Below are 25,864 nucleotides of genomic sequence, written 5' to 3' on the forward strand. Positions count from 1 at the left end.
TGAGGCTGTAAACACTAAATCACTAAAACCATAATCCCGAAATCTTTTTATAATTCCTTGGATTTAAAAACGATATTAAACAAAAAAGACCGCCAATACTGACGGTCTTTTATTTATTCTGGACTATTCATTTTAAATGTATCCATAAATGCAGTAGTATAATCTCCTGCAATATATTTTGGATCATCCATTAATTGTCTGTGGAAAGGTATTGTAGTTTTCACACCTTCGATTACGAATTCATCCAAAGCTCTTCGCATTTTGCTGATAGCTTCTTCACGAGATTGTGCCGTTGTGATCAACTTAGCAATCATTGAATCGTAGTTTGGTGGAATGCTGTAACCAGAATATACGTGAGTATCTAAACGTACTCCATGTCCTCCTGGCATATGAAGCGTAGTAATTTTTCCTGGTGAAGGACGAAAATCGTTGTAAGGATCTTCAGCATTAATACGAACTTCAATAGCATGTAATTGTGGAAGATAGTTTTTACCAGAAATTGGGATTCCGGCCGCTACCATAATTTGCTCACGGATCAAATCATAATCAATAACTTGTTCAGTAATTGGGTGCTCAACCTGAATACGAGTATTCATTTCCATGAAATAGAAATTTCTGTGTTTATCAACAAGAAATTCTACAGTTCCAGCTCCTTCGTATTTAATGAATTCAGCAGCTTTTACAGCAGCCTCTCCCATTTTAGCACGTAACTCGTCTGTCATGAATGGTGAAGGAGTTTCTTCAGTTAGTTTTTGGTGACGACGTTGTACAGAACAATCTCTTTCAGAAAGGTGACATGCTTTTCCGTATGAGTCTCCAACAACCTGAATTTCGATATGACGTGGCTCTTCAATAAGTTTCTCCATGTACATTCCGTCATTTCCAAATGCTGCAGCAGCTTCCTGACGTGCGCTTTCCCAAGCTTTCAAAAGCTCATCTTCTTTCCAGATAGCACGCATTCCTTTTCCACCACCACCAGCAGTAGCTTTCATCATAACTGGATAACCAATTTCTTTAGCTATTTTTTGCGCATGCTCATAAGATTCTAATAATCCGTCTGAACCTGGCACACAAGGAACTCCTGCCGCTTTCATTGTAGCTTTTGCAGAAGCTTTATCTCCCATTCTATCGATCATTTCCGGAGCAGCACCAATAAATTTGATTCCGTGCTCTTGGCAAATTTTTGAGAATTTAGCATTTTCAGAAAGGAAACCGTATCCTGGGTGTATTGCGTCTGCATTTGTAATTTCTGCAGCAGCAATAATATTTGACATTTTTAAGTACGATAAGTTACTTGGAGGGGGACCAATACAAACCGCTTCATCAGCAAATTTAACATGCAAGCTTTCTGCATCTGCTGTAGAGTAAACTGCAACAGTTTTAATTCCCATTTCCTTGCAAGTACGAATTACACGAAGTGCAATTTCTCCTCTATTCGCAATTAATATTTTTTTAAACATCTTATTTTAATTAGATAATTAGACAATTTGATAATTAGATAATTTTAGATGATTAAAAGTGAACCATTCTAAAATCTAAAATCTAAAATCTAAATTTATTTATGATGGATCAACTAAGAATAAAGGTTGGTCAAATTCTACAGGAGACATATCGTCAACAAGAATTTTTACAATTTTACCTGACACTTCTGATTCGATTTCGTTGAATAATTTCATTGCTTCAATTACACAAAGAACATCTCCTTTTGCGATAGTGCTTCCTACTTCAGTAAAAACTGGTTTGTCTGGAGATGGTTTTCTATAGAATGTTCCAATAATTGGAGATTTTATAGTTATGAATTTAGAATCGTTAGCAGCTGGTGCTTCTGGAGTTACATTTACAACAACTGGAGCAGCAACCTGTGGAGCAGCAGCTTGAGGCAATGCAGCCTGAGCTGGCAATTGCTGTACATAAGTAGCTTCTGTTACATTTGTTTCCAAAGTTGTTCTAATGGTGATTTTTACATCATCCATTTCTAACTTTACTTCAGCAACTCCCGAATTTGCTACAAATTTGATTAGGTTTTGAATTTCTTTTAAATCCATAATGATTCGTTTTTAGTTTTAATTTATTTCTTATCGTATGCCCATTTCAGGTAAATAGATCCCCAAGTGAATCCACCACCAAAAGCGGCAAAAATAACATTATCTCCTTTTTTCAGCTTATCTTCAAAATCGGCTAATACCAATGGTAAAGTTCCTGAAGTCGTATTACCATATCTTTCGATATTTACCAACACTTTAGATTCATCTAAATCTAATCTACCTGCAGTAGCATCAATAATACGTTTATTAGCCTGGTGCGGCACCAACCAATCAACATCCTCATTTGTCAAATTATTTCTTTGAAGAATTAATTCGCTGGCATCAGCCATATTTGTTACAGCATATTTGAAAACAGTTTTTCCGTCCTGCATAATATTGTGCTGTCTGTTTTTTACAGTTTCTTCTGTTGGCGGAATCAAAGAACCTCCTGCTGGAATTTTAAGAAAATCGCGTCCAACACCATCACTTCTTAAATATTCATCCTGCAGACCTAAACCTTCATAATTTGGTTCAAAAAGAACAGCTCCTGCTCCATCTCCAAAAATGATACAAGTTGCTCTATCTGTATAATCTACAATTGATGACATTTTATCGGCACCAATTAAAAGCACTTTTTTATAACGTCCGGATTGCACATATGCAGCAGCAGTAGACATTCCGTATAAGAAACTTGAACATGCGGCCTGCAAATCGTATGCAAAAGCATTTGTTGCCCCAATTTCTGTTGCAACATACACTCCTGTAGAAGCCACCATCATATCAGGTGTTGCTGTTGCCATTATAACCATATCAATCTCTAACGGATCAATATTTGCTTTTGCAATTAAGTCTTGTGCTGCTTTTATTGCAAGATATGATGTTCCTTTATCAGCATCTTTAAGAATTCTTCTTTCTTTTATTCCGGTACGCGTGGTAATCCACTCATCATTGGTTTCAACCATTGTTTCTAAAACTTTGTTTGAAAGTACAAAGTCTGGAACGTATCCTCCAACAGCGGTAATTGCGGCTGTGATTGTATTCATTATATTCTATTATTTCCTTTCAAATACGAGGTATTTGAAAAATTTTTAAAAGACTTGAAAATTACAAAAAAAAACGAAACGATTTTGTGTGTATTTTCCCAAAAAACAAAAATTATAACCAACAAAAAAAACTCTCACTATGTGAGAGTTCTAGTATAATTTACAAAAACGTATTAAGCAACCGCTTCAGATTTATCGATAACAACTTGCCCTCTGTAGTACATTTTACCTTCATGCCAGTAAGCTCTGTGGTATAAATGCGCTTCTCCAGTAATTGGACATGTAGCGATCTGAGCTACAGTAGCTTTATAATGTGTTCTTCTTTTATCTCTTCTTGTTTTCGAGGTTTTTCTCTTAGGATGTGCCATTTTACTATATTATTTATCCGTTAATAGTTTCTTTAATTTTTCCCAACGCGGGTCAATATCTTCTTCTTGTTTATTCTCAACTTTCTCTTCTTTGACTCTTAATTCATTCAGTTTGTTTAAAGCTTCGGTTTGTAAACTTCCGTCTTTCACTCCTGGATGAACTCGTTTTAGAGGAACCGACAGGGCGATCATTTCATAAATGTATTGTATAACATCTATTTCAAACTCTCCATGCGGCAAAATCAGCAATTCTTCATTGTCATTATTAAACTCCTCTCCAAAACGAACGATTAACTTCATTTTCCCTTTTATAGGTAAATCAAAATCTTCGCCTGTTAGATCGCAAGGCACATTCACAGTTCCTTTGTGTTTAAAATCCAACTCAAGCATAGTGCTTTTCTTATCTAAAACTAAATTAACTTTGATATCCGAACTTTGAAATTCGTTATAATCAAAGTTCTCAAAGAACTTGTTATTTACTTGATACTCAAAATGGTGTTTTCCTAGTTTTAATCCTACGAAAGGAATTAAAAATTCTTTTGTTTTGCTCATGTCAACATCAATTTGAACAATTCACATCTCTAAACAGATATCTGAATTGGGGTGCAAAGATATAAAATTATTACAAATCTAATAATCTTATTCACCTTTTTTTGTTTATAACTGTTTTTCTTTTATTTTAAGAGGTTTTTGGCTAATCTCCTCATACTGATTACGCGAGCGAAAAATATCGATCGCAAGATAAACCGCTTCTTTAAACGAATTAAAATCTGCCATGTCTTTTCCGGCAATATCGTAGGCCGTACCGTGATCCGGAGAGGTTCTTATCTTATTTAATCCCGCTGTATAATTCACTCCTTTTCCAAAAGACAAAGTTTTAAACGGAATCAAACCCTGATCATGATAGGTTGCTACAATCGCATCATATTTTTCATATTGACCACTTCCAAAAAAACCATCTGCCGGAAATGGACCAAAAACCATTGTTCCTGCATCAAATATTTTCTTTAAAGTCGGTTTTAAAACCAAATCGTCTTCTTTACCAATCACACCGCCATCTCCAGCATGCGGATTTAATCCTAAAACTGCAATTTTTGGCTTTACAATACTAAAATCCTGAATCAGCGATTTTCTTATTGTTTCTATTTTTCTTGTAATCAATTCTTCTGTCAAATGAGAAGAAACTTCATTCAAAGGCACATGATCTGTTAGCAACCCAACTCTCAAATTATCCTGCACCATCATCATCAATGCATCTCCTTCCAATTCCTGATTTAAATAATCAGTATGTCCCGGAAACTTAAATTCTTCTGACTGGATATTGTATTTATTAATTGGAGCCGTGACTAAAACATCAATCAAACCTTCTTTCAAAGCTTTGGTTGCTGCCACAAAAGATTTTATAGCATACTCTCCAATTTTATTATCATTTTTCCCTAAATTAATATCAATCCCTTCCTTCCATAAATTAAAGACATTTACTTTTCCAGGCAAAACCTGCTCCAACTTATCAACTCCATGAAACTGAACCGTGGAAGTAAAACTTTTTTTAACAAAAGAAAGTATTTTAGCATTTGCAAAAATAACTGGCGTGCACATTTCCAACATGCGGGAATCCTCAAATGTTTTCAGCACAACTTCGCTTCCAATACCGTTTAAATCCCCTATCGAAATTCCAACAATTATATTTTCTGCTTTTTTATTCATGAGCTCAGCTTATTTATTACTAATTTTGATGTGCAAATTTAGTAAAATAAAACCATAATGTTCACAGGAATTATAGAAACCCTTGGAAGGATTCACGAAATAAGAAAAGATCAAAACAATCTTCACATAACAGTTGACTCTTCAATCACAAACGAATTAAAAGTAGACCAAAGTGTATCTCACAACGGAATCTGCCTGACTGTTGTCGAAATAAAAGATTCTTTATATACCGTTACAGCGATAGAAGAAACAATTCTAAAAACCAACATTGGAGAATGGCAGCAAGGAGACATTGTAAACCTTGAAAGAGGAATGAAACTTAGCGATCGCCTTGACGGACACATTGTACAAGGACATGTAGACCAAACCGGAACCTGTATAAATATCGAAGAAGCCAACGGAAGCTGGAACTACACCTTCGAATATAATAAGGATTTAAATAACATTACAATCCCTAAAGGATCGATTACTGTTAACGGAGTCAGCTTAACAGTTGTAAATTCCAAAACAAACGAATTTAGCGTTTCGATTATTCCTTATACTTTTGAAAACACTAATTTTAAAAACTTCAAAATAGGAACCAAAATCAATCTTGAATTTGACGTTGTAGGAAAATATATCGCACGATTATATTCAATTAACAAATAAGCCTTAGAGTCATTTCACAAAAAAAGCTTCAGTTAAAACTGAAGCTTTTTTTTGATTTTATCCTTGTATATAAAGACACCTCCTAATATTAATCCGCCTAAAAGCAAGATTTCTAAATTTTGATCAATTGGCGCATTAGGATCTGGAGGAGCAGGATCCACACTATTTGTAGTAGCAACACCATGAGCATCTGTTGCCGGTGGAGATGGCGTTTCTACACCTGCAAAAACATTGAAACCAGTTATTGCCGTTAAAAAAAACACTAGAAAAATAGCTTTACTTATCTTCATAACTTTAAATCTGCCATAGCAGATATGTATTAAATTAGACTTGGGGTCTTTATGGAAATTTCGTACAAAAGCCTTATAAACAAAGACTTCACGTGACAAATGTAGAAGATTTTTGGAGAATTACAACTTTATAAATAAAAAAAGCTTCATAAAAATTATGAAGCTTTTTGTGGTCCCACCTGGGCTCGAACCAGGGACCACCTGATTATGAGTCAGGTGCAATATATTTTTAGTATTCCTTACAATAAATTATTATATCTGATAATCAAGTATTTATAATTTTAAAAATAAAAAATAAATCATTATTTCTTATTTTAATTGTACTTTTGCTCGTCAAATGTTCGTCAGTTTTTAAGTTATATTTTTCAATAATGGTATCATATAAATTCACATTAAAGTCAACAGGAAATACACAAGGAGAGTATTTCATTAATCTTGTCTTAATTAAAGACAGAATAAATACTAGTCTATCAATCAAAAAAAAATGCAAATATGAAGATTGGTCTTTCGAAACAGAGCGTCTTAAAAAATCACACAAAGAACACAAACAAATTAACAATCTGATTGAAAAATATTCAAGTCGTGTTAGTACTATTATTCATGAACTTGAAATAGATGAAACTCCATTTACTTTACAGGATGTTGTAAACAAATTCAAAAAAAACTCAGGAAAACAGCAAGCCATCAGCTACACCGCTTTTCACGAAAGTTTGATAGATGAAATTAAAAATGCAGGAAAATTGTCAACTTACAACATTGAGAGAGACACCTTAAAATCTATCCAACGATTTTTTAACAGAAACGAAATTACATTTAAGGATTTATCTGTAGATGCAATTTATAAATATCAATCTTTCTTAAACGGGAACAATAACAGCCAAAGTACTATTGGAATAAGGGTTCGTACTTTAAGAGCAGTTTTCAATAAAGCTATCAATCGCGAAATAGTTCCAGCGACCATATATCCCTTTAACAAATTCAAGGTATCAAAAATTAAAGAAAGTGGCAAAAAAGAATATCTATCAGAAGAAGAAATTACATTATTGAAAAACGCTGTTTTACATAAAAAAAATGACATTTTTGCAAGAGATATGTTTTTGTTAAGTTTTTATGGAAGAGGAATTAATTTCATAGACTTAATACAATTAAAAAAAACTGATTTATATAAAGAAACAATTACATATAAAAGAAGCAAAACTGAAGTAATCGTAAATTTTAAATTAAACCATTTCTGGAAAGATAAAATTATAAATTATGCTTCATCACCCGATTCGTTTTATCTATTTAACATTATTCATAATAATCAGAACTCTGAAATCTATATAAACAACAAAAAAGATAAATATCTTAAGATTTTTATAAACAAACCGCTTAAAAAAATTATTACTGATCTGGGTATTAAAAAGAAAATCACATACTACTGTGCAAGGCATTCATTTGCAACCATTTTGAAATTTAATAATATTTCAATAGATATTATCAAAGAAGCCTTAGGTCACAAGGACATCAAATCTACAATGTCTTATTTAAACACACTACCAAGTGACACTTTAGACAAAATGATTGAAGATATTATTATTTGATAGTAAATCCCATGATATAAAAGTAATTTCCATCTTAAATCTAGTCAATTAAAAAATCAAGACAATTATCCCTCGAAAAACATAAAAATTATAAATCTCCTTCTCCCTGATCCACAGCGTTTTTTTCCCTTTTAAATGGCTTACTTAAATGGTAGAATAAATTATTAAAAATTCCTTTGACTTGAAATGCATTTACTAGTTTATCTGTTCCACTGCGTGGCATGATCTCATTTGCATATGCCGCTTCAATTTTAAAATCATCAGAAAAAGCAAATCCACAACCTATCATAGCTCTGTTGCGGTCAAATACATCCGGGCCGCTTACCTGACTTTTAGTTTTAAAAAACAGTTCATCGGAAGCAAAAATATATGTTTTTTTTAATTTTATCCCTAAAGTTGAAAGTGGACACACGCCCTTAACCTGAAATCTCACGCGTTCTACAGCTTCCATATAATTCTCATCAGTTTGCAGATGCCTGTCCTCGAATCTGGCTCGTAAGTTAATTTTAACGGCTGGAGACTGAAATACATTATAAGTTGTCTGCAAGGCAGTTCTAAATTCCCGTGATTCTTTTTGATTTAATTCAGGAACGTTTTTATTTGAATAGTTAGAAATAAAAACAGAAAATTTCCATTTTTCAAATGGATAATAATGTACCCATCCGCGTAAGTAATATTGTGTTATGCCGTGAAACATATTAGAATCATCTGGGGTACTGCTTGAAACAAATCCGGAATCTGCTTCGAGCACCCAATTTTGACTTAAATCTTTTGTAAAATCATATTGGTTCCAAAATTGATTTAAATGATCTGTCTGCGCAGAGGAAACTACAACCACAAAATAAAAAAAAGAAAGGTAAATATATTTCAGCATAGTGACTTGATGGAAAATCGTTCATATTTACATAAAAAACCGTAGTCGATGCTGCTGCTCACATATGGCTATTGATATTTGAATTGGATTATTAAAATTAAAAAAATGAGTGCGCAGCATAAAGGAACGTATCTGAAATTGCAAAAATTCAAGAAATTTAACTATAGTCATTACAAATATCATTTTTGCAGAAATCACAAAAATCCCAACACAGCTTAAAAGCAGATTCTGATTTTAAAAGTACCTTTCTCAAGATAAAAATTAAGATCATTACACTTCTTTACCGCTGGCTTAAAAACAGAGGATAACTATGTGTAATATGATATTTAAATCACTTAGGAAAAAGAAAAATAACCATAGCTCTCCATCCCCAGTCGGCTCTCATGCTTTCAGGTGCAATAAGGTGCACACGGGGCCCAATAGCCAGCGAAATTTTTTGCGTACCGATGCTGGTCACACCGCTGACATTGGGGATCAGCCATACTGAAGTGGTTCGGGCTTCCCAATTCTGTGTCCATTCCCCTACCAGCCCTATACCGGCTCCGCTTTTCCAATTGTGGGTTATAAAAGGCTGTACAAACATTTGGCTTACATCAGGTCGGTCATCGCTTCCCGCTACACTCCACAATTGATTCACTAGTGCGCCTAAGGTCCATCCGTTGGTTTGCTTCAGGGCCACAGCAGTCGGACCTATACCAAACTTTTTGTTGGTAAGGAAATCATCAGTCCCAGTAGGGATTAGAAAAGCGGGCCCTGCTCCCCATGTGAAACCGTTTTTAGTATTTTTAGGGCTGAAAAAAGCGCTGAGTACCGCATCGCTTAATCCGCTCTGTTTTTCGCCGATTCCCGTAATATTGTTTTGTGTAACTATGGGCAATACAACCCTTCCGATCATATTTAAGTTTTCGTTTATGCTTATGGGGATGACAGGCTGAAAGTTCATCGTATTGCGGCTTCCTTTTAAATCGCCAATACCATAATCACTGTTGTTCTGAAAAGGCACACTGATCAAGCTGGCAATCGGATTGGCCAGTTTCTTGGCCAGTTCCGCAGCATCATCCTGTGCATGAAGACTCATGATAGAGAAAAATAAAATACAGACTAAAATTTTTGTGCTTGATATCTGATTCATAACTTTAGTATTAATTACATTTTTAAAGTGTCGCTTTTTCATTTAGGGGCATTTGACAGAAAATATAAAATCAGTAAGGGCAGATGGAAGTTTTTTTTACCACCTGTTATCTGACATTTTACTTCCCGGCAAGTAATCTCAAACTTACACATGGCTGCAGTTTTTTTTGTTTTTATAGCCGCCGATTAAATCTGCCGGCATGAATTACAATTGGGCAGTACCAAAGTAGAGCCAATTGCCCATCATATGAGAAAAACACTCTTTAAAAATGTCGTGAAAAAATTTTCTGTTGAGGTATCATACCTGATGCTAACTGATAAATAAGGATACCCCGCTGAAATGCTCTTGCATCTGAGCAAACTTTTACTACTTTCAGCAGGGTATCCCTAATTGGGCAGCAGCTCCAGACTGCACTGGTTTATTTTTAATGTTAAGGTTCAACAATATTAAACCAGAAATTGAAACTGTCTATTTTTCCTAGAAATGAAGTAAAAGCATTTTGATCTCCTTCAATTTTTATTGATTTTGATTTTAATAAATCAGCAAAAGAGGCTTCTTTCAAACTTACTTTATTCAAATCACTTCTATTGATTGTTATTGTGGCTGTAACATTGTCTTTTACACTTCCTCCAATTCGGGGGTTTACAACTCCATTTTCTACAATTAAAGCCACTTTTTCATTTACATCGGGAAGAACAATATTAAAATTGTATTTCATAGCTGCGGCATCGGCTTCCGTTCCTTTAAATTTCATAGCAAGAAAATTAAAGAATAAATCAGTACTCATACCACGAACCATATCCGGACCTGCCGTATCTGGTGAAGGCAATACCTTAACGCCATTTCTTAACTCTGTTGCTCCTGATAAATAAAAGTTTCTCCATGGGCCAGATTCAGCTGCATAACCCAATTGTTCGTAGGCATCTGCCAAAAGATTTCTTCCATCCTGATTTTTTGGGTCTGCAAAAACCAAATGGCTCACCACTTCAGCCACCCAGCGGTATTCGCCTTTGTCATACGATTTTTTAGCATTAGACAGCAAATTATCTGCCCCTCCCATAAATTCAACATATTTTTTACCGGCATCTTCAGGTGTCAGTTTATTCAAATTTGAAGGATTTCCATCAAACCAGCCAAAATACAATTGATACTGCGCACGCACGTTATGGCTTAAAGTTCCATAATAGCCACGGCTAAAAAATTCCTTGTCTAATGATTCCGGAAGTTTCAGCATTTCTGCAATCTCAATTGGAGTATAACCTTCATTAGCCAGTCTTAAAGTTTGGTCATGAATAAAACGATATAAATCACGTTGTTTCTCCCAATAAGGCTTTATGTTTTTATTGTCCCAGGTTGGCCAGTGATGAGAAGCAAAAGAAAACTCTACATCATCGCCCCATTTGGCAAGTGCCAAATCAATATAAGCACTCCATTTTTGACCATTACGTACTTGTGCACCTCTTAAGGTGTACAGGTTATGAAGCGTATGTGTCAAATCTTCTGACTGGCAAAATGCTTTTAGCTCAGGGAAATAAAACATCATTTCGGCAGGCGCCTCAGATTCAGGAGTATAAATAAACTCTACTTTTAAACCATCTACCGTTTTTTGCTCACCAGAAAGTTTACTAATCTTAACAGTACCATCCAAAATCCCGGCTAAACCAGTAGAAGTTGTTTGTCCTAGACCTGTACCTAATGTTCCTTTTGCATCTTTTGGAAGTAAATTTCCGTACATATAAGAAGCTCTTCTTCCCATGGTATTTCCTCCCATTACATTCTCACTAATTGAATGATCGAAGAATCCCTCAGGAACATAAATTGGGATTTTACCGCTTTTAACATCCTTTTCATCAACAACCCCTCTTATTCCACCAAAGTGATCAATGTGACTGTGTGTAATTATTATTGCAGCAACCGGTCTCTTCCCTATCTTTTCATTAGCTAATGCTAATCCCGCTTTAGACGTTTCCGGAGATAAAAGAGGATCAATAATAATCCATCCTGTTTTACCGACGATTAAAGTCATATTAGCTAGGTCAAATCCCCTGATTTGATAAATGGAACCTTTTTTAACTTCAAATAAACCATTGATACTGTTTAATTCGCTTTGGCGCCATAAACTTGGGTTTGTGGTTGCGGGCGCAGTACCTTTTATAAAATCATACTGCTTCATATCGTAAACCACATTTCCTTTCGCGTCTTTTATATTTCCTTCCGGAATTGTAGCGATGAGACCTCTTTTTGCATTTTCATAATCTGTTTTGTCTGCAAAAGGCAAATAGGACAACAAGTCATTGTTTGCTTTCTGTGTAAAACTAGTTGCTTCCTTTTGATTTTTGTCTGTTTGTATCTTTTGGGAATATGTTTCCGTTAGTACTAATAAGCTCATCAGTAATAAAAATCCAGCTGTTACTTTCGATACTCTTTTCATCTGTTATAGTTTTTAGTTAATTCCATTACAAAATTGTAGACCTTTTGTTTATAATCTTATCTAAAATTAACTGTAAAAAGAAAAGAGAGAAAATTCGCAAAGCTAAAATCTGTTGCAAATTATAATTTGCAACCTAATATCTGATTTTGCAACATCTTTCTTCTAAATCTCCCCCCAGACTTAAATTGTACTATAAAAATATTTATCGTGATTTTAAGCGTTATTTATTCTCTACTGCATTTATATAGGCTTTTTGCATAATAACCTTAACTTCTTTATCATTATTTTGATACATATATTGCCATGCTTTATTTATCCTATCATTTCGAACTTGCTGCATTTCAATTTCTTTGTTATTGTCGCTAGAATGTATTCCCCAACTGTAAAGATTGTTTAAGGCTATCATTATAGCAAGCCATAAAAACCATCTTCCAAAAACAATTTTGTAAAACAGTTTTGCATCCTGTTCCGGAAATAACAAAATCTGAAATTTCCTAACGATACTTTTTGGCTGCCTGCCAATCATAAATTTAATATCCAGGAAGCTTTTTTGCAGGATAGCCTCTATTGGTTTAATATCCAATGGTTCCAAAACATTTTTTGCGGGTTTATGCTCCTTTATAGATACATCGATTTTATTCCCTATGTTATTTATGGCAATAATAAGCGCCTCAATATGCTGATTATTTGTTTTCTGTTCCTGTGTAAATTCCTCCAAAACTAATTGTAATGTCTCTCGTTCTATATGCTCTTGGTTTGCATCTGTTTCCATACTACTATTTTTTTAAATATTATCTCCTTAATGATGGTCTCTTTTTTTTCTTTTGGAGTTTTCTCTTTAATTCAGGATCAATATAATCCGGTTCATATTCAGAATTCATTAGCTGACCTGTAAACCCTAAAATCTCTTTAACAACTTCTTCTCCTATCCGACCTGAGTTGCAGCTTTGCTTTTCTTCGTTTTGCTTTCCAGTATTGAAAGAATTAGATATTGACCGACTATCTCTGTCATGATTTTTTTCTTCACCAACATTTTTCCCGGCATACTGTTGTTTCTGATGTAATATCTTTTCAATTTTCATCAATGAAAAACCAACTTCGCTTCCTTTTATTTTTACTTTTTTATCATCTATAAAAGAAATTCCCCTGCCCTTAAGAACTTTATAACCCAACTCTCGCATATGTCTTTCAAATGCTAAATAGGAACTGGCATACTTTAATGTCTGTTGGATATCTGCTTTTAGTTTTTCTTTTCTACTGTCATGACGAGGCAATAACCTGTCTTTAGGAGAAAGGAATGCTCTTGGACTTAATACTTCTTGAAGACCGTATTTCTTTTCAAGCCGTCGACAAAGTTCTGCCATCCGTTTATAGCTATTACTATCATTTGCTACCTTGCCATTAAAGCCCACTCGATTGGCTGCAATATGGATATGCTGCTCCTTAGTGTCTTTATGCAGTACACAGATGTATTGGTTGTCTGCTATGCCGAACTCTTTAGCGCACTCTCTGCCAACTTCTCTCAATTGTTCTTTGGTCAATGTGTCTTCCGGGGCTAAACGTAGCGTCAGATGCAACATTGGTTTTTCAACACGTCTGCTTAATCTCCTTACATCCTTAAACTGCCCAGTAAGCTCATATTTGTTTCCGAAGCATTTATTGTATTCTAATACTTCTGCACGCTCTTTATGCTGTAAATGATCTTGCATTGCAAGTGCAAGCTTTTTCTCTTCGGACAATTCTCTCTTATCTTCCAGACAGTAGCTAATGCAATGGTAAAAAGAGCTGCCTATGCTTACATGACCTATCATGACATATAATTTTTAATGTGGACAGCAAGATCTTTAACCTGACCTGACTGCACTTTTAATTCTGCCCGTTCAAGCGGACTTAATTCATCATTGCTATTTCTCTTTTTAGCGATTTGGTTCAGATTGGCTGCCATATGGTTGAGCACTCCTATAAAGCTTAGAATTTCTTTCGGAAGGGCTTTATTTCTGTAATCAATCTTTGCCGTTAATCCAATTTCACGAAGGTATTCGGAAACGGTAAGATTTACTTTTTTAGCTTTGGCTTCAATTATTTTACGCTCGTAGAGCGTACATTTAATTGCCATAAGCTGATCTCTTTTTACAGCCTTTTTGGGTCTTCCTCCCCTGTTCTTTTTTATTTCTTTCTCTTCCATTGTCTCTTATCATTTATTTTTTGAATGCGGATGCATGAAAAAAATTCTTCTCATCGAATGCGGATGCATGAGGGGAGCCAGCGTTTTGGTTTTACCAAAACATAGCTGGCTACCACCGAGACGTTATATAGATCGCCTAAAACTACGACCTTGTTTAACTTGCTGTACCTGGTTTAACCATTCATTTAAATCTTTCTTTTGCTCATATAAAAAACTCTGATCGGTATATTTTGCAGAATCTCTTTGCAGGGCTTCATAAGTACATTTTATGCCTCCTATATCTCTGTCTAAATAGAGATCTACCCTCTCGTGTTTTTCCATTAACTGTACCGACTTGTTAAAAAAAGATAGTGAATTAAGTATCAAGGAATTTGTTTGTAGGTTAACCGATTTTTGATTCATCATTTTATAAGAGAGGTAGTCAAAAAAGCCTTCAAAAACAACTACTGATTTTGCTTGGGCATCTATGAAAGTGATATCTTTTGGTGAGCTGCTGCCCTTAAAATTTTCATTTCGGAGTTCGTATCCTCCTGAAATATTTTGAAATCCAATTGCAGTGTGTTTTCTGCCTTTCAATGAAAAATCAATTTCTTTGCAGTGTTCTTTTGCCAGTTCTTCTGGAATGCTCCTGTTTTCTAAATAATGAAGAAGGGATTTATTTTCCAATGTGCGTATATCAACAATGACAATTTTATCAAGTGGATTATCTTTCTTTTCATTTGCAATTATTAGATTTGAAGACTGTTGATTGTCATTTTTAAGTGATAAACTTATCCTGGAGGAAATACTATTACCATTTAAAAGTTGTAAAAATTCCGAAACAGTACATCTAAAATATTCAATTCCAAAATCAACTACATTTCCTCCCTTGCCTAATCCATGGTCATACCAAAAATTTAATTTCTGATTCACTTTAAAAGAAGGTGTGTTTTCATTTCGAAATGGCGATAGATACCAATAATCCTGATTTTTTATTTTTGATGGCTCATGCCCTAATGTTTCAAGATAATTGACTAAATCAATTTGATTTGCAATTTTACAATTGAACTTTTCCATAATTATTTTTTTTTAATCTTCTATTTTATTTGGCACAAGTCTGTTCATTTGCTGATGAAAAAAAAATATTTTTTTGATGTTTTGATGCAAATCCAGTATAACACATTGATTAACTTAGTATTACATTGCATCAATAGCTACATCAGTGCATCACTTTATTTTTGCCCTGCATCAGTTTTGCATCAAAAAAGATTGTTTTTTAGTTTGATGCAAGGTTTGATGCAGATCTGTTTACTTCAATTACAAGACTTTACACTAATTTTGCATCAAAGCATCAAATACTTTATAAAACAAAATCTTTTTGATAGTATAGAAACGTCCTCTTCTATCGACTTTCACATATTCACCGTGCGACAATAATTCAATTCCACAATAAGACTTTGTATTGTCTTCGGGTGTAAAACCCCATCGCTTTAGGATATTTCTTATTTCACTAGCAGAAATATTTATTCTGTTATTTTGTTTCCTCAGTAAAATATAAATATCATTAGGAGCTAATTTCAACTCATCCTCTTCCATTTTTTCAAAACACTCATGTATCAATTCAACCATCAGAATTTCTTCTTTATTTCGATTTACAAGCTTTAACAAGGAAGCCGTCATAATTTGTTCGGGTTTAAACCACATTCTGGTTTTTTGCTCGGAAAAATAATTTCTCACTTGCAGGTACTTTAAGAAATACGGAATTTCTTTGTTCAGTTTTTTAAGAAAGAATACATCTTCTGTATTTATAGTGCGAATTTTACGAATCCAAAAACGGATTTCCTCCTCGTCTATTTGAATAAAATTATCTTCATTATTAGAACAAAGAATAAATTTTGCAAAGAATTCAATTTCTTGTCGATCCTTTCCTTTTGCTTCTACTTTATCTTTGTCAGTCGTAGAAAGGTACTTTAAACGTTCTGTAATTTCTTTTTTATCAAAAAACACTTCATCAATCGCTACAAGTAACATACTCGCCCAATCAGAATTAAACTGCGACCCAAATGAATCGCCTTTTATGTAAGTCATATTCATTCCAAAAATTGCTTTCAACCACTTTATAAAAGAGCTTTTTCCGGTCGATCGCTCTTTGCTTACCAAACAAAGAATTGGCAATGTTTGCGTAGGTTTTTCATATAAAAGTTTTATATAGTCTAAGCCTAATTGCGTTTGGTCTCCAAAAATATGTTGAATAAATTGCAATGAATTTGGAATCAATTTTTCGAGCTCATGAATTGAAAAATCCTTAGCTATTGGTTGGTTAGGCAGTTCATGATAGGTATTATAGAAATCATCTACAATTTGCTGGTAACCAAAATGATTCGGAATACAGCAAAAACCATCTAATTTGGATATATCGTTTAAAAACGATTTTCCATGATCTGAAATGATTGTTTCACGATTCCACCGAACCATTACTTTTACTTTATCGCCAGATATTAAAGGTTTATCAATAATTTTGAAATAGGAAGTTCCTACTCTGATATAAGGAATATCTAAGTCCATAAGATTCAAATTATAATCCTTACAATCTTGTCATAAGAATTTGATTAAAAAAAAAAAGGATTTTTATGCGTTCATTTTACGGAAGTTAAACGCCTTATTTTTTCCACAAAGTAGCATTTGTGTTCTCAAGATCTTCAGTAGTACTAATAATCTCTCCGTTTAAATAATCAAGAAGATCTGCTTTTCTAAAATAGATTTTCTTTTGACCTTTTTTCTTGGAATATCTAATTTTTCGTTGGTGGGTAAGCTGATAAATGTATTTGACCTCTATAGATAAAAACTCAGCAGCTTCTTCAGAGGAATAAACATCTTTACTATTTAAAGATAGTTTCATTAATGCCTTTTTAATAAACGCATCTTGTTTCTTTGCTAGTTCCATTACGATCAACTCCAATCGATCAATTTTGGAAGTAAAATTATTTGTATCCATGTTTCTAATTTTAAATTATGAAACAAGTTTACGGAGGTTTGGTTATGTAAAAAATCGTGTAAAAACAATTTACACATTTAAAATAATTGAGAATAAGAATTATCGGAAGGAATAAATCACTTTAGTTTATTTTATCTTTTAAAAACATATTTGAGTAATCGAATTTTACATAGCGATCAAGTCAGTTTTTCAAATAATCGTGTAAAATCATTAATGTGTAGAGATTTATCTCCATCATTTATTATGATATATTTATTCAAAAAATCAATTATTTTGGTATTTGTTTTATCTTTAATCTGAGAATTCCAATTTTTTTGAATATTGAAAAGGGACGTCAATATTTCAATTATGTTCTGTTTTGAATGTCTTTTATTGTCTATTTTTATTGAAATCGATCTGTCTTTTATTTCCATCCCATTGCTTAACTTATAAAGATTTTCGATTGAGGAATTATCTCGAAAGACATTACGGTATTTCTCTATAACCAGATCGAATTCTCTTCGATTAATCTGTTTAATAATATCTCCATTTGTCAAATTTACGGCATCCTTAAAATTCACGCCATTTGTATTTATTGATCCTATTACTTTACTTTCTTCAAAAACGACTTCTCTTTGCTTAAATATTTCCTTAGGGTTTTCAATACAATCTCGTACTATTTTAAATATACTTCTTGGAGTTTTCACCTCAAACATATAAAACAAGACAAATTGGGTAAGAACAAGTAAAAAAATATAAAGTATGATTTTATAAGTATTTGAAAAACTCAAAACTTCTTTACCTAGAAAGGTTCCAATAAAAAATGATAAAAAACAAAGCAGTAATAAAATTAATAATCTGTTTTTGCTTATTCCTTTATAATAATTAAATTTCTCCTCAAAATATAGATTTACAAATAAAGGTTTAACTATGAAAAACAATCTAAAAAGAAGATATAGAGGTACAACAATTTTTGCAAAAATTAGAATACATGACAAAATGTAGATATAAATAGTCATATTACAATCAATTAATTCATATAAAAGTAAACAAAACTAATTGATTATAAAACCTTTGATGTTCGTCAAATGTTCGTCAGAAAAAATAAAAAAGCCTTTACATTTCTGCAAAGGCTTGATTTTACTAGTGGTCCCACCTGGGCTCGAACCAGGGACCACCTGATTATGAGTCAGGTGCTCTAACCAGCTGAGCTATAGGACCGGTTTGAGGATGCAATATTACTACTTAATTTCGTTCACTCCAAATATTTTATGACCTGATTTCTATTAAATTCAAATTAAGTACTGTTGCTATAAGGGTTGCGATTGATTTTCAACAGATTATCTAAAAAGAAAAACAGAACTTTTTTTATTTAATTTCCTGACAAAGCTCTACCAAAACTCCATTTGTTCCTTTTGGATGCAAGAAAACAACCAATTTATTATCCGCACCTTTTTTGGGAGCTTCATTAATCAATACAAAACCTTCTGCTTTCAAACGCGAAATCTCAACCTGAATATCATCAACGTCAAAAGCAATATGATGAATTCCTTCTCCTTTTTTCTCTATAAACTTTGCAATCGGACTTTCTTCTTTAGTCGCCATTAAAAGCTCTATTTTGCTTTCTCCTGTTTGAAAAAATGAAGTCAAAACCCCTTCGCTTTCTACTTCTTCAGACTTGTATGAAGGAACTCCTAATAGTTTTTCGAACAAAATATTAGCATCTTCCATGTTTTTCACCGCAATTCCTATGTGCTCAATTTTATTTACCATTGTCTTATTTTATACATTACAAAGATATTAAAACTACTGATTTACATAAGTCCTAAAATAACCACACTCCGCAATTACATCCTGATAATATTTTGTATCCGAATAATCCTTTTTCAATGTTTTAAATCCGTTCCAGGCAATAAAATTAATTTTATCATCCTGAATCTCCCACCAGCTATTTACATTATTGTATTTACTATTATAATATTCATTTCGCTCGCACTTTGAAATCAGATAAATACATTTTGCTTTTTGCTCTCTAGTACTAGCTGCTTCTAATGCTTTTTGATAATACATTTTAGAAACATCACAATTCGTAATCATCTTTTTCATTGTGTCCCTAAACGAATATGGACTTGAACCGTAACCTATAATACTGATTTCATAGAATGTACGCCCGTTTCCAAAATGAGTAATATTATAAAAAGCATTTCCAAGCAACAAACTGTTCGTATAAACATCTTCTTTTTGCGCCAGCTTGTCCTGCATTGCTTTAATTGTGTTTAAAAAATCAAGCTGCGTGTATTTCTTTTTTTGATAAGCAGCATGCTCACAATCATGGCAATCTTTAATATTTCCGTTAAACGGATTTCCTAAAAATTTATAATACTGAACCGAATCTGTTTGCTGCATAAAAGCGATAGCTTCCGGAATTTTATTTTTGAAAGTTGACTGAACTGCCTGAAAATTATTTATATCTTTTAGCTTCAGACTATAAATCCCAGCTCCAATTTTCTCAATTTCGGTTTTGTTTGACTTCTCTAAAAAAGCTTTCATGTCTAATAAAACTTTTTCATTGTCATAAAACGAATTTCCGTCGTTCCAATAACTATAACGTGATTCACCAAAAATTTCAGTCATTACCAAATCTCCTTTTTCACGATAAAGAGTCGACAAATAACTTTTACTCCATGAAGAAGCATTTTGATAACGAAATTCCTGTCCTTTATAAGTTTTAGGAAGCTCATAATACAGCCAATTCAAATCAGCCAGAATTGTTTTTTCGTTCTTGTCTGTAAGTTTATCAATTTTACTCAAGTTATTTACAAAACGCAATAAACGAAGCTGCATTCCTGCCAATTCCGTTTTTGGAAGTGTTTTTACAGCTTTGTCAAAATTCTTGTCAGCATTTGCATAATCTCCTTTTAAAGTCTGCAAATACCCTAAAGATAAATCCCAAAGATAAGGTCTGTCTGTGTTTCCAGCTGCCGAAATTTTAGCGATTAAATCCAATGCTTTTTTATCAACTTTAGCTTGATTTTCGGTTTTGCTTTCTGCTAAAGTAAGTTTTTTTCTTGGCTGATTATCCCCTGTATCCTGCTGAAATGAATTATTTATAGACTGCTCAAGTCCATTCACTAATCTGGTTGCGAGATAATTTAAATGTTCGCTTTTCGGATTTAATTCATAAATTTTTTCAATTGCCTGTTTTTCATCTTTATAATAACCGTGAATTGCCCAAAGCGCAGCTTTTTCATCATTATTCTTGGCCATCAATAGCGCCTTGTTCCAATCAGTATCATTTTTTGGGCGAAAACTGTAAGCTGTTACAACTCTTAATTCTGGGCATTTATCAAAAACTTTGGCGTATAAATAATTAGAAACCGCATATTTCTTTTGCTTGTAATTAATTCCCGCAACATACGAAAGCGCTCTGTAATACAATGTGTTTTTAGGAACTGAACTTTCTGTTTTATTAAAAAAATCAATCGCTTTTTGTTTATCATTACTATAAAAGCGAGCTTTCATGGTAAGAAACCAATAACGGTTTTTCAAAAATGGATCTGACAAAGTATTGTACACATTTTCGATTGACTGAATCATTTTTGCATCTTTGAAAGTTTTTGCTATAACTGGCTCGTAGCTCCAATTCTCTTCACCAATTGAAACGGTTTCTATTTTTTGTGCCAAATACAAAAACTCGACAAAGTTTTTAATTTTCTCATCTTTCAAATTAAGCTTTTTGCTCCATTTTTGAGAGGTTTTATTCTCCTTTTTATTCTTATAAAAAACATGAAGATCTTCAATTTCTTCTTTATTCTTAATCACATTTTTATCATCAGAATAATATCTTCGGCTTTCATTTCCAATTAGAAAATAATTCACAGATGTTGTATCTACTTTTCCCTTTAAGTAGGAAGCCCAGTCTTCTTTTATGTTATTATTAAATCGGGAATTGTGTTCTGTATCAAAACCAATTCCATAAAAAATAGAACCCGACAAAAAAAGCGGAGAGTATGATTTATCTGCAAAAGTTTCTGGTGTAAAATTTGAATTGTATCCGAAAAAATCCCAATCATCTCCGCCAGCACAAGCGTAAATTATTCCGTAAACAGAAAATAATGCAACACTAGAAACAAGAAACAACTTGTTCAAAAATATTCTTTTCATAATTATTTATATTGAATTCGTCTAAATCGTAAAATATAATTTCGTTTGGTTTCTGAACTGAATTTTCATTCAAATCTTTTGCCATTTCTACTAAATCTGAAGAAGAAATCGCTTCGATTTTCAGCAAATCATCTTCTTCATAGAAAACTCCATTTTTATAATTGGATTGTCTGACTTTAAAAAAAGTTGCATTGATTTGTTCGAAATTCTTATCTTTTTTCAGCTCGGATAAGTTTAATTTAGAGCGAAGCCCCAAAACTTTTTGATTTCGAATATGAATTGCCCAAGAATAAATTGGCAATGCAAAATCGAGATGCAATGGGTATTTCTTTAAACTTTTGAGATATCGTTCTGAAATTTTTCTACTATAAATTGAGTTTAATGAATCGGGAGCTATATTTCCCATGTTATAAAACATCAATACGCCGGAATCTACATTTGGGATTTTGGTTTTTTCGAAATACTTCACTTGATGCAGTCTTATTGTCGCTGAAAGTTTCTTTTTTGAAAGCTTTTTAAAACATTCTATAAACTTCAAATAATGATCTTTGCTTTTAAGTGTCCAGTCGCAGTCAATTTGAACTTCAGAGCAGGAAATTTGATTTTTGCCGTTAATGTCATTAATTAAATGATATGTTCTTTCAGCCAAATCCTCAATATCAACGTTGGCCTTAAGCATGACTTTGTTTTGAATAAAAACTACCGGAACGATTTCAAATTCGTTGAGTTTTTCAGCAAAATGTACTTTGCTTATCGGAAAAGGTTCCTCATTTTCAGGATGCAGGCCAATATCAAAATATCTGATATAAAGCTTATGAACATTATTTTCTTTTAAAGTTTCTCTTTCCCTTTGAGAAAATTTCACATTTGTTTTCCAATAATAAAAAGAAGTATGTACATCGCTATTTTTACTGCAGGCAACCAGCAGAACAAAAAACAAGCCCACAAAAATTCGCTTAATCAAAACCTGAAGAAATTACATTTGAATCCAAAAGTAAGAATTTATATCGCATTTATTGCTCTCACTCATAAAAAACAACAAAAACATCAAATTAGAAATTCCTAATAAATGGATAAAAAGTTTCAATTAAAGCAAATATAATTGTTATTTTGTGCAATCAAATTTAAAGACCGCTATGTTCAAAAGCAAACTAAAATACATTTCATTTTTATTAGCATTACTAATGATGAGCTGCGCCAAAAGAGGCAGTATCACTGGCGGATTAAAAGACACTCTGGCTCCGGTTTTAAGATCAGCCGTTCCTAAAAATTTTAGTACAGACTTTAAGGCAAATGAAATTATTTTGACATTTGATGAATACGTAAAACTAAAAGATATTCGTAAGCAACTTATTATTTCGCCTCCAATGAAATATGAGCCGTTGATATTACCAACTACTGCAAGCAAATTTATCAGCATAAAAATTAAAGATACATTGCAGCCAAATACTACTTACAGTTTAAATTTTGGTCAAAGTATTGCCGACAATAATGAAGGAAATCCTATTAATCAATTTAAATATATATTCTCGACAGGTTCGTATATAGATTCGTTGTCTATTAGTGGAACTATAAAAGATTCATACGAGAAAAACGTTGATAATTTCGTATCTGTAATGTTGTATGAAGTGAATGAAAAATTCAAGGATTCTGTAATTTTAAAAGAATCTCCAAGATACATCACCAACACTTTGGACAGTTTGCGAACTTTTAAACTTGAAAATCTAAAAGCCGGAAAATATCTTTTGGTTGCCTTAAAAGACAAAAATAACAATAACAGATTCAATCCTAAAGAAGATAAAATCGGTTTTATCAAACATCCTATCACAATACCAAATGACACTATTTTCGAATTGGAATTGTTCAAGGAAATTTTGCCTTTAAAAACATTCAAGCCAATACAAGCTTCAGGTAACAGACTTTATTTGCCTTATGATGGGAAACAAAATTTCAAGCTTTCTAAACCCAAAATAACACTCAAAAACAATTCTGAAGTTTTAGAAACAATTGTTACACAGTTCCCTAAGAAAGATTCTTTGCAGGTTTGGTTTAAACCAATAAAAGTTGATTCTTTGTCACTGGAAGTGAATGCTCCAAATTACGATAAAAAGTATACTGTTAAAATTAAAGACCAAAAAAAGGACACGTTAAACATTACTGCACTTCAAAACGGCGTGCTTAATTTCAGAGACAAACTTACATTAGAATCAGCAACACCGTTGGTTAAATTTGACAAATCTAAAATAAGGTTAATCAACAAAGATTCAGTTGCTGTAGATTTTACTACAGATTATAATGAATTTGAGCAAAAGTTTTATCTTGATTTCAAAAAAGAACCTTCTGAAAAATACAAAGTCACCTTTTTTCCAGGTGCTTTAACCGATTTTTACGATAAGGTAAATGATACTTTAATCTATAAGTTAAACACCAAAGAACTTGAGAATTACGGTAACTTAGTCCTTAATTTACAAAATGTAAAACGATTTCCGATCATTGTAGAAATAACCAATAAAAAAGGAGACAATGTTCTAGCAACAGAATATTCCGAAGGAAAAACAAAAATTGAGTTCAATTTACTCGTACCAGAAGAATTTAGTGTTCGTATTATTTATGACGATAATAAAAACAAGATTTACGACACAGGTAATTATTTAAGTAAAACCTACTCTGAGGAAGTCTTTTATTTTCAAAAACCTGTTGATGTACGGGAAAACTGGGATGTTGACCAACCTATTGATTTAAGCATTCCGTATAATCCCGAAGTAGAAAAGAAAGCAGATTTAAAGAAGAAAAAAGACGCGGAGAAAAACCGGAAAGCGTTTTAAATTTTAATTTCGAAAGTATCTTTATCACTTAGAAAATCGAGTTTCTTTCGGGTTTCCAACATTTTTTGTTTGTCCAATTCAACCACAAAAATAGCTTCTATTTCTTGTGGTTCAAGAACGTAATTGCCTAAAAAATCAATTACTTGCGAGTGACCAATATGCTCATAATTATTATCATCCTGGCCAATTCTATTTACACCAACAACAAAACTCAAATTTTCAATCGCGCGTGCTTTTAGCAAAGCATCCCAGGCATTGGTGCGCACTTTTGGCCAATTGGCAACATACAAAAGCAAATCATAGTTTTCGACATTGCGAACAAAAACCGGAAACCTCAAGTCATAACAAATTTGAAGGCATATTTTCCACTCTAGATAATCAACAATTACTTTTTCAGTTCCAGCAGTGTAAAATTCATTTTCTCCCGCTAATGAAAACAAATGACGCTTATTGTACCATTTTAATTCTCCCGTAGGAAAAACAAAAACCATTCTATTATAGAATTTTCCGTTTTCTGCGATTATTAAGCTACCTGTAAGCGCACATTTTCTGTTTTTGGCAACAGACTGCATCCACTGGATTGTTTCGCCTTGCATTTCCTCTGCAACTGCAGCTGCATTCATCGTAAATCCGGTTGAAAACATTTCCGGAAGTACAATTAAGTTTACATCCGCCTCAATCTGATTTATCTTTAATTCAAATTGTTTTCTGTTTTCCGAAGGGTTTTCCCAATAAAGATCCGATTGTATTAATGCAATTTTCATATTTCAGGAATTAAAATTTTGCTACCAAATATTGAATTAAGCTTAAAGAGACAATCTTAGATAATAACCAAGTCAGGCGTTTTATAAGGCTGAAGTTTTTTATCGTCTGGATTTAATTCGGTAATAATATAATCGACTTCAGAAAGGTTTGCGATTTTCATTTTCAAGACAGTATTCAGCTTTTCTGAAATCGTTAAAATAGCGGTCTTTCTTGAGGCTTTTATCATTGCTTTTTTTACCTGAACCGTTTCCCAATCCGAATCCGAATATCCACCTTCAACATCAAGTGCATTTGTACCAAAAACCAACAAATCAGCTTTGATGTTTGCTAACTGATGGAATACATCTCCACTAACACACATTTGACTGTAAGAAGAAATACTACCACCAATCATAATCGTTTTTATATTTGGCTTATCCAAAAGCTGAACAGCCGAAAGGGCAGTAATAGTAAAAACAGTAAGATTTAAATCATTCGGGATTAAACGTATAAACTCTCTGATAGTAGTTCCTCCGTCAATTAACAATACCATTCCGTCATGAAGAAGACCGGCCGTTTTCTCAGCAATGACCTGTTTTGCTTCGACAGCATACGTTTGATTCGAAGAAGAGTAATGATATCCTTTTGTCATTGCACCTCCTTTTACTTTAATCAAAAGGGATTCAGATTCCAGCTCATTAATATCACGTCTTACAGTATCTTCAGAAACACCAAGTTTGGCAGACAAAGTTTCAAAACTGACGCGAGTATGAAGATTAATTTCCTTTAAAATATGATTTTTACGCTCTTCCTTTGTATAATTTAGTACTTCATTACCATTGTCCATGTAAAATGCATTTTAGTTATCACAAATGTACGTAATTCGTACAAAA

Annotated in this window: 25 protein-coding genes and 2 tRNA genes; 3 read left to right on the top strand and 24 right to left on the bottom strand. The window is 33.1% G+C overall.

Annotated elements, in window-relative coordinates:
* Positions 1-113 precede the first annotated feature (113 nt).
* The 6 genes from accC to pdxA all read right to left on the bottom strand — a co-directional run bounded on the left by accC (position 114) and on the right by pdxA (position 5,142).
* Complete coding sequence (gene accC, locus BD847_RS06445) at positions 114-1,460, bottom strand: acetyl-CoA carboxylase biotin carboxylase subunit (RefSeq protein WP_115887482.1); 1,347 nt, start codon at positions 1,458-1,460, stop codon at positions 114-116.
* A gap of 99 nt (positions 1,461-1,559) precedes the next feature.
* Positions 1,560-2,045 carry an acetyl-CoA carboxylase biotin carboxyl carrier protein gene (gene accB / locus BD847_RS06450; protein ID WP_115887483.1) on the bottom strand — a complete coding sequence of 162 codons (486 nt, stop codon included), beginning with the start codon at positions 2,043-2,045 and terminating at the stop codon, positions 1,560-1,562.
* 23 nt (positions 2,046-2,068) lie between these two features.
* Positions 2,069-3,067 carry a beta-ketoacyl-ACP synthase III gene (locus tag BD847_RS06455; RefSeq protein ID WP_115887484.1) on the bottom strand — a complete coding sequence of 333 codons (999 nt, stop codon included), beginning with the start codon at positions 3,065-3,067 and terminating at the stop codon, positions 2,069-2,071.
* Between the two features lie 173 nt (positions 3,068-3,240).
* Entirely contained in the window at positions 3,241-3,435 is a 195-nt protein-coding gene (gene rpmF, locus BD847_RS06460) for a 50S ribosomal protein L32 (protein WP_008465217.1), read from the bottom strand.
* A gap of 9 nt (positions 3,436-3,444) precedes the next feature.
* The gene (locus tag BD847_RS06465) at positions 3,445-3,987 is read right to left on the bottom strand and encodes a YceD family protein (protein ID WP_115887485.1); all 543 of its coding nucleotides are present in this window, start codon (positions 3,985-3,987) and stop codon (positions 3,445-3,447) included.
* 105 nt (positions 3,988-4,092) lie between these two features.
* Entirely contained in the window at positions 4,093-5,142 is a 1,050-nt protein-coding gene (gene pdxA, locus BD847_RS06470) for a 4-hydroxythreonine-4-phosphate dehydrogenase PdxA (RefSeq protein WP_115887486.1), read from the bottom strand.
* 57 nt (positions 5,143-5,199) lie between these two features.
* Here pdxA and BD847_RS06475 point away from each other — a divergent pair, with 57 nt between their 5' ends.
* Positions 5,200-5,790 (top strand): riboflavin synthase, encoded by a 591-nt coding sequence (locus tag BD847_RS06475; RefSeq protein WP_115887487.1) that lies wholly within the window; start codon positions 5,200-5,202, stop codon positions 5,788-5,790.
* 32 nt (positions 5,791-5,822) lie between these two features.
* Here BD847_RS06475 and BD847_RS06480 read toward each other — a convergent pair whose 3' ends face one another.
* Positions 5,823-6,080: a hypothetical protein gene (locus BD847_RS06480; protein WP_115887488.1), complete on the bottom strand. Its 258-nt coding sequence runs from the start codon at positions 6,078-6,080 to the stop codon at positions 5,823-5,825.
* A gap of 170 nt (positions 6,081-6,250) precedes the next feature.
* A tRNA-OTHER gene (locus BD847_RS20815) sits at positions 6,251-6,333 on the bottom strand.
* A 118-nt stretch (positions 6,334-6,451) separates the two neighbouring features.
* On the opposite strand from BD847_RS20815, the gene BD847_RS06485 reads away from it, so the two are divergent.
* On the top strand, positions 6,452-7,663 hold the full coding sequence (locus BD847_RS06485; RefSeq protein WP_115887489.1) for a tyrosine-type recombinase/integrase: 1,212 nt from the start codon (positions 6,452-6,454) through the stop codon (positions 7,661-7,663).
* A gap of 88 nt (positions 7,664-7,751) precedes the next feature.
* Here the strand turns inward: BD847_RS06485 and BD847_RS06490 are convergent, their stop codons facing one another.
* From BD847_RS06490 to BD847_RS06555, 14 genes are all read right to left on the bottom strand, one after another.
* Positions 7,752-8,537, bottom strand: a complete 786-nt coding sequence (locus BD847_RS06490) for a DUF2490 domain-containing protein (protein ID WP_115887490.1) — start codon at positions 8,535-8,537, stop codon at positions 7,752-7,754.
* Between the two features lie 331 nt (positions 8,538-8,868).
* The gene (locus BD847_RS06495; RefSeq protein ID WP_208641790.1) at positions 8,869-9,711 is read right to left on the bottom strand and encodes a hypothetical protein; all 843 of its coding nucleotides are present in this window, start codon (positions 9,709-9,711) and stop codon (positions 8,869-8,871) included.
* A gap of 388 nt (positions 9,712-10,099) precedes the next feature.
* Positions 10,100-12,100 carry an alkyl/aryl-sulfatase gene (locus BD847_RS06500; RefSeq protein ID WP_115887492.1) on the bottom strand — a complete coding sequence of 667 codons (2,001 nt, stop codon included), beginning with the start codon at positions 12,098-12,100 and terminating at the stop codon, positions 10,100-10,102.
* Between the two features lie 220 nt (positions 12,101-12,320).
* Entirely contained in the window at positions 12,321-12,872 is a 552-nt protein-coding gene (locus BD847_RS06505) for a hypothetical protein (RefSeq protein ID WP_115887493.1), read from the bottom strand.
* Between the two features lie 19 nt (positions 12,873-12,891).
* On the bottom strand, positions 12,892-13,911 hold the full coding sequence (locus BD847_RS06510; RefSeq protein ID WP_115887494.1) for a relaxase/mobilization nuclease domain-containing protein: 1,020 nt from the start codon (positions 13,909-13,911) through the stop codon (positions 12,892-12,894).
* Positions 13,908-14,285, bottom strand: coding sequence for a plasmid mobilization protein (locus BD847_RS06515; protein WP_115887495.1), 378 nt, complete (start codon positions 14,283-14,285; stop codon positions 13,908-13,910). Before BD847_RS06515 ends, BD847_RS06510 begins: the two co-directional genes overlap by 4 nt.
* 123 nt (positions 14,286-14,408) lie before the next feature.
* Complete coding sequence (locus BD847_RS06520) at positions 14,409-15,341, bottom strand: toprim domain-containing protein (protein ID WP_115887496.1); 933 nt, start codon at positions 15,339-15,341, stop codon at positions 14,409-14,411.
* 255 nt (positions 15,342-15,596) lie between these two features.
* On the bottom strand, positions 15,597-16,829 hold the full coding sequence (locus BD847_RS06525; protein WP_115887497.1) for a DUF5906 domain-containing protein: 1,233 nt from the start codon (positions 16,827-16,829) through the stop codon (positions 15,597-15,599).
* A gap of 94 nt (positions 16,830-16,923) precedes the next feature.
* Positions 16,924-17,259 carry a helix-turn-helix domain-containing protein gene (locus tag BD847_RS06530; protein WP_115887498.1) on the bottom strand — a complete coding sequence of 112 codons (336 nt, stop codon included), beginning with the start codon at positions 17,257-17,259 and terminating at the stop codon, positions 16,924-16,926.
* Positions 17,260-17,435: 176 nt separating this feature from the next.
* Positions 17,436-17,954, bottom strand: coding sequence for a hypothetical protein (locus BD847_RS20720; RefSeq protein WP_167443831.1), 519 nt, complete (start codon positions 17,952-17,954; stop codon positions 17,436-17,438).
* Positions 17,955-18,385: 431 nt separating this feature from the next.
* Positions 18,386-18,459: transfer RNA gene (locus BD847_RS06540), tRNA-Ile, on the bottom strand.
* Positions 18,460-18,606: 147 nt separating this feature from the next.
* Positions 18,607-19,011, bottom strand: coding sequence for a methylmalonyl-CoA epimerase (mce, locus tag BD847_RS06545; RefSeq protein WP_115887500.1), 405 nt, complete (start codon positions 19,009-19,011; stop codon positions 18,607-18,609).
* A 33-nt stretch (positions 19,012-19,044) separates the two neighbouring features.
* Positions 19,045-21,402, bottom strand: a complete 2,358-nt coding sequence (locus BD847_RS06550; protein ID WP_115887501.1) for a hypothetical protein — start codon at positions 21,400-21,402, stop codon at positions 19,045-19,047.
* Entirely contained in the window at positions 21,362-22,366 is a 1,005-nt protein-coding gene (locus tag BD847_RS06555) for a hypothetical protein (protein WP_115887502.1), read from the bottom strand. Before BD847_RS06555 ends, BD847_RS06550 begins: the two co-directional genes overlap by 41 nt.
* 172 nt (positions 22,367-22,538) lie before the next feature.
* Between BD847_RS06555 and BD847_RS06560 the strand changes: the two genes are divergently transcribed.
* Positions 22,539-24,227, top strand: coding sequence for an Ig-like domain-containing protein (locus tag BD847_RS06560; RefSeq protein WP_115887503.1), 1,689 nt, complete (start codon positions 22,539-22,541; stop codon positions 24,225-24,227).
* On the opposite strand, the gene BD847_RS06565 is transcribed toward BD847_RS06560, so the two are convergent.
* On the bottom strand, positions 24,224-24,991 hold the full coding sequence (locus tag BD847_RS06565; RefSeq protein ID WP_115887504.1) for a nitrilase family protein: 768 nt from the start codon (positions 24,989-24,991) through the stop codon (positions 24,224-24,226). The two genes, BD847_RS06560 and BD847_RS06565, sit on opposite strands and share 4 nt — an antisense overlap.
* A gap of 56 nt (positions 24,992-25,047) precedes the next feature.
* Complete coding sequence (locus tag BD847_RS06570; protein ID WP_115887505.1) at positions 25,048-25,818, bottom strand: DeoR/GlpR family DNA-binding transcription regulator; 771 nt, start codon at positions 25,816-25,818, stop codon at positions 25,048-25,050.
* Positions 25,819-25,864: the final 46 nt, after the last annotated feature.

This window comes from Flavobacterium cutihirudinis (assembly GCF_003385895.1).
Lineage (GTDB): Bacteria > Bacteroidota > Bacteroidia > Flavobacteriales > Flavobacteriaceae > Flavobacterium > Flavobacterium cutihirudinis.